The sequence below is a fragment of the Sporofaciens sp. SGI.106 genome (genome assembly GCF_050314255.1).
Lineage (GTDB): Bacteria > Bacillota > Clostridia > Lachnospirales > Lachnospiraceae > Claveliimonas.
This window is the reverse complement of sequence record NZ_JBNPMZ010000005.1, coordinates 60,143-74,899: the sequence shown is the minus strand read 5'-3', so window position 1 is coordinate 74,899 and position 14,757 is coordinate 60,143. Positions and strand designations below refer to the sequence as shown.

The following is a 14,757-nucleotide window of genomic DNA, read 5'->3' as shown; positions in this document are numbered from 1 at the left end:
GTTTTTTTGGTAAAATTATACTATATCAGTTTTGGTGATGCAGCAGTTTTTTGGAGGTTGGGAATGAATGAGCTAGTACAGAAAAATATAAATCAGGAGTGGGCGATTAAGCATTTTCTGCGCGATTACCTGGACAAACCGAAGGACGATCAGACGCTTCAAAGTATCCTGGAAGATATCGGGGAGTATTATGATGCGGATCGTTCTTATATCTTTGAACTGAATGCGGAACGTACACATACCAGTAATACGTTCGAGTGGTGCCGTGACGGAGTTTCTGCGGAGATTCATAACCTTCAGGATATTCCGCTGGCAGGGGTAGAATGCTGGTTTCAGGAATTCGAAGAGAAGGGTGAGTTCTTTATTACCTCACTGGCGGATGATTATGGTCCCGAATCAAAGACCTATCAGATTCTGGAACCGCAGGGGATCGAGAGTCTGATGGCGGCTCCTATAGTGGCAAATGAAGAAGTTGTGGGATTCCTGGGGGTGGATAATCCGCGACGCCATACGGAAGATCTTTTGCTGCTGTCAGTAGTCGCCTCTACCTGTTACAGCGAGATATCCACCAGACGTATGGTGAATAAAAGACTTGAAAAGACCGGAAAAGAATTAATGAACCGGATGAAGATCATTCAATCCTTAAGTGAGATTTATGAATCGGTATATTATATTGATCTTTCGACCAACCATTTTACGGAGCTTTCATCTATGACAGATGTGCATTCACATATAGGAGCATCCGGTGATGCACAGGAAAGGCTGAATTATTTCTGCCGCCACATGGTAACCCATGAATTTACAGAAGAATTACTCGCTTTCGTAGAATTGTCTACTTTGGATGAACGGTTAAAGCAAACCCGGATTATATCAAAGCAGTACTGCAGCACTATTTTTTCTTCCGCGGATACTCCAAACGGAGGAAGCTGGGGACAGTGTTCTTTCATTGAAGGTGACCGGGATTCGGATGGCAGGCTGGCTCACGTTATTTTTGCCACACAGTCTATTCATGACTCGAAAGTTAAGGAACTGCAGGCACAGAGAAAATTGCAGGAGACCAATGAGGAACTTACCGAGCTTCTTGCTGTCGAGAAGCAGCATACATCTATTATTGGTTCGTTAAGCAGTATTTTCTATGCTTTGTATTATATTGATCTTGAAAAAAATACCTTTCAGGAACTCATTTCTATTGATGGTATACACCACCTTTATGGGGAAAAGGGGGATGCCAGGGTTGCATTAAAACAAATGGCGGACACACTGGCTGCCGGAGAGTACAGGTCGATTCTGCGCTATTTTACAGATTTTGACACAATCGATGAGCGTCTGGGGGAGAAGTCTCTCCTTATTCAGGAATTTCCTGCCAGGGATGGCGGCTGGACCAGGTGTAGTCTTATCCCGGTTGAGAAAAACGAAGCCGGTAACAATATCAGGGTTATCTGTGGTCTTCGCCAGATTACTGCTGAAAGAGAGGCAATGGAATCCCAGGATAACCTGATACAGGCTCTTGCTATACCGTACGAAAATGTCTATGCGGTCAATGCAGATACCGGAGAAGCGGTCTGCTATCGTATGGGACAGGCCATGAGTGAGCGTTACGGTCAGAAATTTGCAGCAGGCAATTATGAGAAGAATATTGCTTCTTATATTGAAAATGATGTGCTGGAAGAGGACAGACATCTTTTTGATATGCTGCGTTCAGTTACTGGTTTGAATATGTTTTTGTCAAATAAAATGACTTATTACTTTAATTACCGGATATTCCGTAATGGGCTGATGCAATATTATCAGTGTCAGCTTGTAAAGCCGAAACGCGAAAGAAATGAGTTCGTTATTGCGTTTAAAAATGTGGATGAGGAGAAAAAGCAGGAGCTTGCACAACAGCGAAAAGTAGAGGAGGCACTTGTTGCGGTAGAGAAGCTCAATGCAACTCTTCAGGAAGAGATGGTGATCTCGGAAGCCCTGAGTAAGGAATATCACAGCCTGTTTAAAATAGACGTAAAGACCGGGAAAATGTCTCTTTACAGGACGGATGGAATAGCCATGGATTCCGGTCAGCTCCGACAGTTGATGGAAAGTGGCGATTATGAGGCAATTATTTCTAAATACATTGATACTTATATTGTTCCGGAAGACCGGGAACGGATCAGAGAGGCAACCGGCCTGGATGTTCTTTTGAAAGAGGTTCCGGAGGTTGGTCTGTATAAATTGATATTCAGAAGAAATATGAATGGTGTGAGTGCATATTTCGAGATGGATGTTGTGAAAACTGTGGACGAAAACGGGGAAATTACATTTATTCTGGGAATACGTGATGTCAATGATGAAATGCAGCGCCGTTTGAAACAGGCAAAAGAGATCGAAGAACAGAGTGAAATTATTGAAGGTCTGGGCTCGGAATACTATTCGGTACTTCTTGTTGACCCTGAAACGGACAGGGTTACCACTTACCGTGCAGAGGATGAAGATGGCCGTGCGATTTCAGAACATTTCCGCAAACATAATTATTGCTGGTCAAAGGGGATTCGCAGTTATTCAGAAGAGTTGATTTCAGAGAAAAGCCGTGATGAATTTTTGGATAAACTGTCTCTTGAACATATCCGGGGGGATGGAAAGGATTATTCTCTGACTTATGAAAAGCTAACAGATGATGGAATCATGTATCTTCAGGCAAGGGTTTCCTTTGTCAGGGAAAAAGATGGCGGATTTGTTGCTGTGGTCGGAACCAGAAATGTTGATGATCTGATTAAGAAGGAACGTCAGCAGGAAATGGCGCTCCAGGCAGCGTATGATGTGGCAGAAGCAGCAAACAAGGCCAAGACAGACTTCCTTTCCAATATGTCTCATGATATCCGTACTCCGATGAATGGTATTATTGGAATGACAGCCATTGCTGCGGCTCATATTGACGATAAAGAACGTGTGCAGGACAGTCTGCAGAAAATTACTCAGGCAAGCAAGCATCTGCTCAGCCTGATTAATGAAGTTCTGGATATGAGTAAAATTGAATCCGGAAAGGTAGAGCTTGTCGAAGAGGAATTTAATCTTTCGGATTTAATTGATAATCTGCTTACAATGACGAATTCGCAGATAGAGGAGCATCATCATGAGCTTTGTGTAAATATTTCCGGTGTGACCCATGAAGCGGTAATAGGTGACAGTCTTCGTATACAGAAAGTGTTTACAAATCTGATGGGAAATGCAGTGAAATTTACACCGGATGGAGGAAAAATACAGCTCTCCATATCTGAAAGACCTTCGAATCAGGCAAAGGTTGGATGTTATGAATTTATCTTTGAAGATAATGGGATTGGTATGAGTGAAGAATTCCTGGATCAGGTATTTGAACCGTTTGCCAGAGCGGCGGACGGCCGGGTGAATCAGATTCAGGGAACCGGACTTGGTATGCCCATCAGTCGAAACATCGTACGTATGATGGGTGGGGATATCAAGGTGGAGAGTAAACATGGTGTCGGTTCACGTTTTACTGTTACGATGTATCTGAAGCTTCAGGATAAGGTGAAATTAGAGTATGATAAGTTCATTGACCTGGATGTGCTTGTGGCGGATGATGATCCGTTAAGCCTTGAGTCCTGCTGCGGTATGTTGAATGATCTGGGAATGAATGCGGAAGGTGTTTCTTCGGGTACAGAGGCTGTGGAACGTGTTGTGCTTCATCATGAACAGAACCGGGATTATTTTGCCTGCATCATTGACTGGAAGATGCCTGACATGGATGGAATCGCATGTACAAGAGCGATACGCAGGACTGTTGGGAAAGAAGTACCTATTATTATCATTTCTGCCTATGACTGGTCGGATATCGAACAGGAGGCCAGAGCAGCAGGTGCGAATGCCTTTATCAGCAAGCCTTTATTCCGTTCCAGACTTGAAAAGACTTTCAATACTCTTGTGGGGGATACAGAAGGAAAAGAACAGGAAGATCCGCTCGTTGAATTAGAGAGGATGGATCTTTCCGGTTGTCGTGCCCTTCTTGTAGAGGATAACGATCTGAATGCAGAGATCGCTGCAGAGATTTTGGAAACGACAGGCATGGCTGTAGAACGTGCTACTGATGGTACAGAGGCGGTAGATATGGTATTCGAGAGTGAGGACGGATATTATGATATTGTCTTTATGGATATCCAGATGCCAAAGATGAACGGGTATGACGCTACAAGGGCAATTCGGGCTATGAAGCGGGATTACTGTAATCAGATACCAATTGTTGCCATGACGGCAAATGCATTTGCCGAGGATGTTATGGCGGCGAAAACGGTTGGAATGAATGAGCATATTGCAAAACCACTTGATTTCAGGAAGCTTGCAAAAACACTGGACAAATGGCTAAAATAGGGACGGTTCTCTGTCCGCTTTTTATGGCTGTTCCCGGTAAAACGGGGACAGCTATTTTTAACGCTTGACAAGTTTACGTAATTAAAATATAATAATGAAAAATGTAAACTAAATAGAGAGGAGGATGACTATGAGTTACAGCAGAATTGTGTCTGCTGTTATCCAGGGACTGGAAGTGAAATTCATTCAGGTGGAAGCAGATCTCAGCAATGGGCTTCCTGTCTTCCATATGGTTGGATATCTTTCGGCAGAAGTGAAAGAAGCGGGAGAACGGGTACGAACCGCTATCCGTAATTGTGGGATGATCCTTCCGGCCAAGAGGATGGTGATTAATCTATCACCGGCAAATATCCGAAAAAGAGGAGGTTCCTTTGATCTTCCCATTGCACTTGCGATTCTGGTGTCTCTGGGAGAAATCAGGGGAGACACTCTTGCAGAAACACTTGTGATAGGAGAACTGGGACTGAATGGTCAGGTCAGAAGTGTTCATGGAATTCTGCCTATTGTGGCAGAGGCAAAGAAGGCCGGGTACAGACGTTGTATTGTCCCGGCGGAAAACGAAAGAGAAGCATTACTTGTAGATGGTGTGGAGATTCTGTGTGCAGATTCATTGAAACAGGTGTGTGATTTTTTGAATCATGATGGAGAAAGTGAATGGAATAACGGTAAAAGTGCAAAGTTTCAGGTGAAAGCACTGAAGAAAATCCGCAGCAGCAATAGAGGTGAAGATGTAGATTTTAGTGATATTCTGGGGCAGGAGGCTGCAAAACGTGCAGCGGAGATTGCAGTTGCGGGGCGGCACAATTTTCTGCTGATCGGACCGCCGGGAAGCGGAAAATCTATGATTGCCCGGAGAATTCCTACAATCCTTCCGGAACTGACTCTGGAGGAAAGCATTGAGATTACGAAAGTATACAGTGTGATGGGAATGCTGGATCCTGAGAATCCACTGATGACCTGCCGCCCATTTCGTGAGGTGCACCATACGGTTACAAAAAGTGCCCTGATCGGGGGAGGAACATACCCGAGACCGGGAGAAATCAGTCTGGCAAGTAAGGGTGTATTGTTTTTGGACGAGTTGGCAGAGTTTCAGAAAGCTGTTCTGGAGGTGCTGCGTCAGCCGCTGGAAGACCGGGAAGTACGGATTGTCAGAAATCAGGGAGCTTATTGTTTCCCGGCTGATATCATGCTGGTTGCGGCGATGAATCCCTGCCCCTGTGGATATTATCCTGATTATGCCCGATGCAGCTGTACGAGTCATCAGATACAGCAGTATCTGGGAAAGGTCAGCCAGCCCTTTTTAAGCAGAATGGATATCTGTATTGAAGTTCCGGGAATTCTCTTTGATTCTCTGAAGGCAGAAAAGGGAGAGACATCCGGAGAAATCCGCAGAAGGATACAGAAGGCCCGGGAGATTCAGAAAAAAAGGTTTAGTGGGAGAACTCATTATTTTAATGCGGGAATGAGCGCGGAGGAAGTGAGAAAATATTGTGCTCTTGGAATTCAGGAAGAGAAGATGATACAGAAGGCATTTGACTGCCTGGGATTGACTGCGAGAACTTATCATAAGATTTTGAAGGTGGCACGTACTATAGCAGATCTGGCAGGCGAGGAGAGAATCGCTCTCAGCCATCTCCAGGAAGCAATTGGGTATCGTGTGGTGGATAAAAAATACTGGGGAGGAAATGAATAAAGGAGAGTTGTGAATGAAGGAGATGTATGAATGGTGGTTTGCAGGGATTCGTTCTCTTTCGGCCAGGAAGAAGTATCTGCTCAGGAAAGAGATGGGGGATGCTGAAGCAATATTTAATATAGAAGAAATAAAGTTGGAACAGTTTTCCTTTTTGACAAAAAAGGATTGTAAAATTTTGCTTGATGCAGTCAGAGATAAAGAATGGATAGAAGAATACAGGGGATTTCAGGAAAAAGAAATCTGTTTTGTCCCGTACTTTGATGTACGGTATCCCGAACGGCTGAAAAAAATATCATCACCGCCCTATGCACTGTATGTAAAAGGAAATTTGCCAGAAGAAGATGTTATGTCTGTTGCGATTGTGGGAGCAAGACAGTGTACGGCTTATGGGGAGGAAATGGCACGATTTTTCGGAGAAGAGCTTTCCAGGGCAGGAATTCAGATTATCAGCGGGATGGCGAAGGGAATTGACGGAGCAGGACAAAGAGGTGCATTAAATGCGGGGGGAGTGTCATATGCTGTATTGGGATGCGGTGTTGACATCTGCTATCCGGCAGATCACAGGGGTCTCTATACAGATCTGCAGACAAAGGGAGGAGTTTTGTCTGAACAGCCGACAGGAATGCCCCCGCTCCGGGAATTCTTTCCTGCCAGGAATCGCATCATCAGTGGATTGTCTGATGTTGTGCTTGTTATGGAGGCAAGAGAGCGCAGTGGTTCTCTGATTACTGCCGATATGGCGTTAGAGCAGGGAAAGGATGTATATGCTCTTCCGGGCCCGGTCACAAGTCCGCTCAGTAAAGGTTGCAACTGGCTGATCAAACAGGGGGCAGGCATACTTATTTCTCCGGAGGAACTGCTGGAAGATCTGAAAATGGAATATGAAAGCAGAGATGTAAATATTCTGGCAAACACAGTTGAAAATGAAAAAGTGCTTGAAAGTACAGAAAAATTGTTGTATAGTAAGCTCGATTTGTTTCCGAAGAGCTTAAGTTGTCTGCTGTCAGAAACGGGGCTTTCCCCGGAGGTTGCGATGCAGCAGCTTGTTTCACTTATTATGAAAGGGTTAGTGAAAGAGGTTTCGAGAAATTACTATATCAAAGCCAAAGTATAGGAATGGCATTTTGAATGGAGGAATATAGACAATGGCGCATTATCTTGTAATTGTAGAGTCTCCCGCAAAAGTTAAAACAATAAAGAAATTTCTGGGAAGTAATTATACGGTAACAGCATCTAACGGCCATGTGCGTGACCTGCCGAAGAGTCAGCTTGGAATAGATGTTGAACATGACTTTGAACCAAAGTATATTACCATTCGCGGAAAAGGTGAGATTCTCGCAAATCTGAGAAAGGAAGTAAAAAAGGCAGATAAAGTATATCTCGCTACCGACCCAGACCGTGAGGGAGAAGCTATTTCCTGGCATTTGGAAAAGGCTTTGAAATTAGACGAGAAGAAGACTTATCGTATCAGCTTCAATGAGATTACGAAAAATGCTGTAAAGGCTTCTATAAAAAATGCGCGTGAGATAGATATGGATCTGGTCGATGCCCAGCAGGCGCGCCGGGCTCTGGACAGAATTGTGGGATATGAGATCAGCCCGCTTCTCTGGACGAAGGTGAAGAGAGGTCTGAGTGCCGGACGTGTTCAGTCAGTCGCTCTGAGAATCATTGCTGACCGGGAAGAGGAAATCAATGCTTTTATTCCGGAGGAATACTGGACTCTGGATGCATATCTGAATATCGAAGGTGAGAAAAAGCCGCTTGTGGCAAAATTTTATGGAACAGAGAAAGAGAAAATCGTCATTCATTCTGAACAGCAATTGCAGGAGATTCTGAAGGATCTGGAGGGAGCATCTTATCAGGTTGCGGATATTAAAAGAGGAGAGAGACTGAAAAAGGCACCGGTGCCTTTTACTACCAGTACCCTGCAGCAGGAAGCTTCTAAAGTATTGAACTTTGCTACACAGAAGACGATGAGAATTGCACAGCAGCTATATGAAGGAATTGATATAAAAGGTAATGGAACAGTAGGTCTGATCTCTTATTTGCGTACGGATTCTACCCGTGTATCCGAAGAGGCTGATGCGAACGTTAAAGCATATATCAGAGAAAATTTCGGAGAGAATTTTGTGGTTTCCGGTGAATCTAAGAAGGAAGATGGAAAGAAGATCCAGGATGCTCATGAGGCGATTCGCCCAACAGATGTGACCAGAACACCGGCACTTATGAAGGATTCCCTCACCAGAGATCAGTTTCGTCTTTACCAGCTTATCTGGAAACGATTTGTGGCAAGCAGAATGAAACCGGCGAAATACGAGACTACATCTGTAAAGATAGACGCAGGAAAATACCGTTTTACTGTGGCAGCATCCAAGATTGTATTTGAAGGATTCCGCTCTGTATATACGGAAGCGGACGAGGAAAAAGTTGACAGCAATGTGCTGGTGAAGAGTCTGGATCGGGATTCAAGGCTGTCCTGCAATCATTTTGAACAGAAGCAGCATTTTACACAGCCGCCGGCTCATTATACGGAAGCGGCATTGGTTAAGACCATGGAGGAGCTGGGAATCGGTCGTCCGAGTACCTACGCTCCGACAATTTCAACAATTATCGCCCGGAGATATGTTGCAAAAGAGAATAAGAATCTCTATCTGACAGAAATCGGTGAAGTGGTAAATAACATTATGAAACAGTCTTTCCCGGCAATTGTGGATGTGAACTTTACAGCAAACATGGAAGGACTTCTTGACAAAGTGGCGGAAGGAAAGGTTGAGTGGAAATCTGTTATTGAGAATTTCTATCCGGATCTGGAAGAAGCGGTAAAAAAAGCGGAAGAAGAACAGGAGAGTGTGAAGATCGAGGACGAGGTAACCGATGTTATCTGTGAAGAATGTGGCCGCAACATGGTCATCAAATACGGTCCGCACGGAAGATTTCTTGCCTGTCCGGGATTCCCGGAATGCAGAAACACCAAGCCATATCTGGAAAAAATCGGAGTTGCATGTCCGAAATGCGGTAAAGAGATAGTTCTTCGTAAGACGAAGAAGGGAAGAAAGTATTACGGTTGTGAAGATAACCCGAACTGTGACTTTATGTCCTGGCAGAAACCTTCAGAGAAAAAGTGCCCGAAGTGCGGATCTTATATGGTGGAAAAGGGAAATAAACTGGTTTGCGGCGATCAGAAATGTGGATATATTGAAAATAATAAAAATAATTAGAAATTTTATGAAATAATCAATAAAAAAACACGGTGATTTGTTGAAATTGCATGAATTGTATGATAATATAACACTCAAAGGATGGAGGTTGCATATGAGCGTACAATTGTTAGATAAAACAAGAAAAATTAACAAATTACTGCACAACAATAGTTCGAGTAAGGTCGTATTTAATGACATCTGTGCTGTGCTGACTGAAATTCTGGATTCGAATGTGCTGGTAATCAGTAAAAAAGGAAAAGTTCTTGGTGTGAGCAAGTGTACCGGAACAGGTGTGATTACTGAATTACTGAAAGGCGAGGTGGGCGGTCATATAGACGATATGTTGAATGAACGTCTGCTCAGTATTCTTTCGACAAAGGAAAATGTGAATCTTGAAACTCTTGGTTTTTCCCATGATGTGGTAGATGGCTATCAGGCAATTATCACACCGATTGATATTGCGGGAGAACGGCTTGGAACACTTTTTATTTACAAGTCTAAGAAGGGATATGAGATTGACGACATCATTTTAAGTGAGTATGGTACAACTGTGGTTGGATTGGAGATGCTCCGCTCTGTAAATGAAGAAAGTGCGGAAGAAACAAGAAAAGAGCACATTGTTCAATCTGCTATCAGCACACTTTCTTTTTCAGAACTGGAAGCTATTATTCATATCTTCGACGAACTGGATGGAATGGAAGGAATTCTGGTTGCAAGTAAAATAGCTGACCGTGTAGGTATCACCAGATCCGTAATCGTGAATGCTCTTCGTAAATTTGAAAGCGCCGGAGTGATTGAATCCAGATCGTCCGGTATGAAGGGCACTTACATTAAGGTGGTAAATGATTATGTATTTACCGAATTAGACCGGATTAAGGCTGAAAAAAAGTAAATAGACAGAAATGAAGAAACGAAGGGTATCGGGAAACTGATGCCCTTCTTTTGAAAGGAGAGTATAAAGATGTATGAGGGATGTCCTGTAGAACTTCAGATGATTAAGATGATCCGTGAAGGGGTAGAGGAAGATAAGCAGACCTATTTTTGCGAGATATTGGAGCATGATCCGGAGAAAGAATATCTGTATTTACTGCTTATGGAAGCTTCATTGGATATGATTTCTCTGGATGGAGTATATGAGTGCAGAATCCTGGATGATGAAAATAAAGTTTCCTGTCATGGTATGGTCAAGGAGCGGTTTCGGGATAAGCGGGGAAATCTTCTCGTTTTTCAGATAGAAAATGGATTTTATAAAAATAATCTAAACTGAATAAAGTGTGTTGACAAAACAAAATGAGAGTGCTATTTTATTACTAGAATCTTTTAGCACTCTCTTTTTGTGAGTGCTAACAAGTGGTAAAGAGTATTAAAGGAGGAATATAATATGAAATTAGTACCATTAGGAGACAGAGTCGTTTTGAAACAGTTGATTGCTGAAGAGACTACAAAATCCGGAATTGTATTACCAGGACAGACAAAAGAGAAACCACAGCAGGCAGAAGTTATCGCAGTGGGACCTGGCGGAGTAGTTGACGGAAAAGAAATCGAGATGCATGTCACTGTAGGACAGAAGGTTATTTATTCCAAATATGCAGGAACAGAAGTTGAATTAGATGATGAGACATATATCATTGTAAAACAGAATGATATTCTGGCAATTGTTGAGTAATAGAATCTGGGAGGTAATGAATCATGGCAAAAGAGATTAAATATGGAGATGAAGCCAGAGCTGCTTTAGAGGCAGGTGTAAATCAGCTGGCAAATACAGTAAGAGTAACACTTGGACCGAAAGGACGCAATGTTGTACTTGACAAATCTTTCGGTGCACCGCTGATCACAAATGATGGTGTTACAATTGCAAAAGAAATTGAGCTGGAAGATGCATTTGAGAATATGGGTGCACAGCTTATCCGTGAAGTTGCATCCAAGACAAATGATGTTGCCGGTGACGGAACTACAACAGCTACTGTTCTTGCACAGGCAATGGTTAATGAGGGAATGAAGAACCTGGCAGCAGGAGCTAACCCAATCGTTCTCCGTAAAGGTATGAAGAAAGCAACAGATGTGACAGTAGAGGCAATTAAAAAAATGTCCAGCAAGGTTACAGATAAGCAGCAGATCGCAAGAGTTGCAGCAGTATCCTCCAGTGATGATGCAGTGGGCGATATGGTAGCAGACGCTATGGAGAAGGTTTCCAACGATGGCGTTATTACAATTGAAGAGTCCAAGACCATGCAGACAGAGCTTGATCTGGTAGAAGGTATGCAGTTTGACCGCGGATATCTTTCCGCATATATGGCAACAGATATGGATAAGATGGAGGCAAATCTGGAAAATCCATATATCCTGATTACAGACAAGAAGATTTCCAACATTCAGGAAATCCTTCCACTGTTAGAGCAGATCGTTCAGGCAGGAGCAAGACTTCTTATTATTGCAGAGGATGTAGAGGGAGAGGCACTGACTACTTTGATCGTAAATAAACTCCGTGGAACATTTAACGTGGTAGCAGTAAAAGCTCCGGGATATGGTGACAGAAGAAAAGAAATGCTTCAGGACATCGCTATCCTGACAGGCGGGCAGGTAATCTCAGAAGAGTTGGGACTGGATCTGAGAGAGGCTACTATGGATCAGCTCGGACGTGCAAAATCTATCAAGGTTCAGAAAGAAAACACAGTTATCGTTGATGGCATGGGCGATAAAGCAGCAATTGAGGCACGTGTTGCTCAGATTAAGAAACAGATTGAAGAGACAACATCTGATTTTGACAGAGAGAAATTACAGGAGAGACTTGCAAAACTGGCAGGCGGAGTTGCAGTTATTCGCGTAGGCGCAGCAACAGAGACTGAGATGAAAGAAGCGAAGCTTCGTATGGAAGATGCGCTTGCAGCTACAAGAGCTGCTGTAGAAGAGGGAATTATCGCAGGAGGCGGTTCTGCATATATTCATGCATCCAAGGAAGTTGAAAAACTGGCAGAGACTCTGGAAGGTGATGAGAAGACAGGAGCTAAGATCATTTTGAAGGCTCTGGAAGCACCTTTGTTCCACATTGCTGCAAATGCAGGCCTTGAAGGTGCAGTTATTATCAATAAAGTAAAAGAGCAGGAGCCGGGAATTGGTTTTGATGCTTATAACGAAGAATATGTGGATATGGTAAAGGCAGGAATTCTTGATCCGGCTAAGGTTACCAGAAGTGCTCTGCAGAATGCAACAAGTGTAGCTTCCACACTTCTGACAACAGAGTCTGTTGTTGCAAATATTAAAGAGGATGTTCCTCCGATGCCGGCAGGCGGAGCAGGAATGGGAATGATGTAATTTCCTGGATGAAAAATTAAAAAATTTACAATAATTATGAAAAAAAAGAAAACTCCCCGTGCAGGAGTTTTCTTTTTATACAAAAATGTGTTACAATAGTAACATCGAATTTGAGTACAATATTGGAGGAAGACAAGAATGGGCGATTTTTATGCAGAGCAGCTTGTAAAGAAAAAAACAGATACGAAGGATATCCTGATAAAAGTACTTCTTCTGGTGCTTACAGTAGTATCCGTTCTGGCGGTATTTATGTTTCCTTTTGGGATCTTATTGCCGGTAATTTTCATTGTTCTGGATGTTTTTGCATTCAGATGGTTGGATGTTGAATATGAGTATCTGTTTATGAATGGAGATCTGGATGTGGACAAGGTTATGCACAAGGAGAGAAGAAAACATATTTTTTCCATGAATATTAATGATATGGAAGTTCTGGCTCCTTCTGGTTCGGCTGAGCTGGCTCCACACAAAAATGCGAAGGTATGTGATTTTTCCAGTAAAACACAGGGTGCACAGACTTATGAGATGGTTATTGTGGCAAATGGTGCTAAGACAAGAGTGGTGTTTGAGCCGAATGATGCGATTCTGGAAGGCATGTGGATGATGGCTCCAAGAAAAGTAATCCGTAAAAAATAAGAGAAAGCAGTTGACAAGCTGGAGGTTTATTTTGTATTATAGCATTTAAATCAGTAGTAACCCTAATGGTAAAACGAAGGAAGAAAGAGAGGTCAATAGGTCATGGGCAAGATTATTGGAGAAGGAATTACATTTGACGATGTGTTACTGATACCGGCATATTCAGAGGTGATTCCAAATCAGGTAGATTTATCCACTTATCTTACAAAGAAAATTAAATTAAACATTCCGATGATGAGTGCCGGTATGGATACGGTTACAGAACATCGTATGGCCATTGCAATGGCACGTCAGGGTGGTATCGGAATCATTCATAAAAATATGACTATCGAACAGCAGGCAGAGGAAGTTGATAAGGTAAAGCGTTCTGAAAATGGTGTTATTACAGATCCGTTTTTCCTTTCACCGGAGAATACACTTGCTGATGCTAATGAATTGATGGGCAAATTCCGAATTTCAGGTGTTCCGATCACAGAGGGAAGAAAGCTGGTAGGAATTATCACAAACCGTGATCTGAAGTTTGAAGAAGATTTCACAAAGAAGATTAAAGAATCCATGACCTCAGAGGGCCTGGTAACTGCACAGGAAGGAATTACTCTGGAAGAGGCAAAACGTATTCTTGCAAAGGCCAGAAAAGAGAAACTTCCGATCGTAGACAAGGACTTCAATTTAAAAGGACTTATCACTATTAAAGATATTGAAAAACAGATCAAATATCCATTATCAGCAAAAGATTCTCAGGGACGTCTGCTTTGCGGAGCTGCAATTGGTATTACTGCAAACTGTCTGGAGAGAGCGCAGGCTCTGGTAGATGCCAAGGTTGATGTGGTAGTAATGGATTCCGCACATGGTCATTCTGCAAATGTAATCCGTACTGTAGATATGGTAAAATCCAAATTCCCGGATCTGCAGGTAATTGCAGGTAATGTGGCTACAGGAGCGGCAGCTGAAGCATTGATTAAGGCTGGTGCAGATGCGGTTAAGGTTGGTATCGGACCAGGTTCTATCTGTACTACACGTGTGGTTGCAGGTATCGGTGTTCCGCAGATAACTGCAGTTATGGATTGTTATGAAGCTGCAGACAAATACGGTATTCCGATTATTGCAGACGGTGGTATCAAGTATTCCGGAGATATGACAAAGGCAATCGCTGCAGGTGCGAATGTATGTATGATGGGAAGTATCTTTGCAGGATGTGATGAGAGCCCGGGAACATTCGAGCTTTATCAGGGAAGAAAGTACAAAGTATATCGTGGTATGGGCTCCATATCCGCAATGGAAAATGGAAGTAAGGATCGCTATTTCCAGACTGATGCGAAGAAACTGGTACCGGAAGGTGTTGAAGGACGTGTAGCTTACAAGGGAAGTGTAGAAGATACAGTATTCCAGCTTATGGGAGGTCTTCGTTCCGGTATGGGTTACTGCGGAACTCCTACAATTGAGGAACTGAAACAGCGTGGACAGTTTGTAAAGATTTCTGCTGCATCACTGAAGGAGAGTCATCCGCATGATATTCATATCACAAAAGAGGCTCCGAACTACAGCGTAGACGAATAAGAGGCA

10 protein-coding genes are annotated in these 14,757 nt (G+C 43.0%); all 10 read left to right on the top strand.

What is annotated here, in order from left to right:
• Positions 1-63 precede the first annotated feature (63 nt).
• Complete coding sequence (locus ACQRCC_RS05605; protein WP_427849828.1) at positions 64-4,356, top strand: hybrid sensor histidine kinase/response regulator; 4,293 nt, start codon at positions 64-66, stop codon at positions 4,354-4,356.
• Between the two features lie 130 nt (positions 4,357-4,486).
• Complete coding sequence (locus ACQRCC_RS05600; protein ID WP_427849827.1) at positions 4,487-6,049, top strand: YifB family Mg chelatase-like AAA ATPase; 1,563 nt, start codon at positions 4,487-4,489, stop codon at positions 6,047-6,049.
• A gap of 13 nt (positions 6,050-6,062) precedes the next feature.
• Positions 6,063-7,163 (top strand): DNA-processing protein DprA, encoded by a 1,101-nt coding sequence (dprA, locus tag ACQRCC_RS05595; protein WP_427849826.1) that lies wholly within the window; start codon positions 6,063-6,065, stop codon positions 7,161-7,163.
• Positions 7,164-7,194: 31 nt separating this feature from the next.
• Complete coding sequence (gene topA / locus ACQRCC_RS05590; protein WP_427849825.1) at positions 7,195-9,267, top strand: type I DNA topoisomerase; 2,073 nt, start codon at positions 7,195-7,197, stop codon at positions 9,265-9,267.
• A 94-nt stretch (positions 9,268-9,361) separates the two neighbouring features.
• Positions 9,362-10,141, top strand: a complete 780-nt coding sequence (gene codY / locus ACQRCC_RS05585) for a GTP-sensing pleiotropic transcriptional regulator CodY (protein WP_427849824.1) — start codon at positions 9,362-9,364, stop codon at positions 10,139-10,141.
• Between the two features lie 69 nt (positions 10,142-10,210).
• Complete coding sequence (locus tag ACQRCC_RS05580) at positions 10,211-10,516, top strand: hypothetical protein (protein ID WP_427849823.1); 306 nt, start codon at positions 10,211-10,213, stop codon at positions 10,514-10,516.
• Positions 10,517-10,630: 114 nt separating this feature from the next.
• On the top strand, positions 10,631-10,915 hold the full coding sequence (locus ACQRCC_RS05575; RefSeq protein WP_427849822.1) for a co-chaperone GroES: 285 nt from the start codon (positions 10,631-10,633) through the stop codon (positions 10,913-10,915).
• 23 nt (positions 10,916-10,938) lie between these two features.
• Positions 10,939-12,561: a chaperonin GroEL gene (groL, locus tag ACQRCC_RS05570; RefSeq protein ID WP_427849821.1), complete on the top strand. Its 1,623-nt coding sequence runs from the start codon at positions 10,939-10,941 to the stop codon at positions 12,559-12,561.
• Between the two features lie 138 nt (positions 12,562-12,699).
• Entirely contained in the window at positions 12,700-13,194 is a 495-nt protein-coding gene (locus ACQRCC_RS05565; RefSeq protein WP_427849820.1) for a DUF6106 family protein, read from the top strand.
• 102 nt (positions 13,195-13,296) lie between these two features.
• Positions 13,297-14,751: an IMP dehydrogenase gene (gene guaB, locus ACQRCC_RS05560; RefSeq protein ID WP_427849819.1), complete on the top strand. Its 1,455-nt coding sequence runs from the start codon at positions 13,297-13,299 to the stop codon at positions 14,749-14,751.
• Positions 14,752-14,757 lie beyond the last annotated feature (6 nt).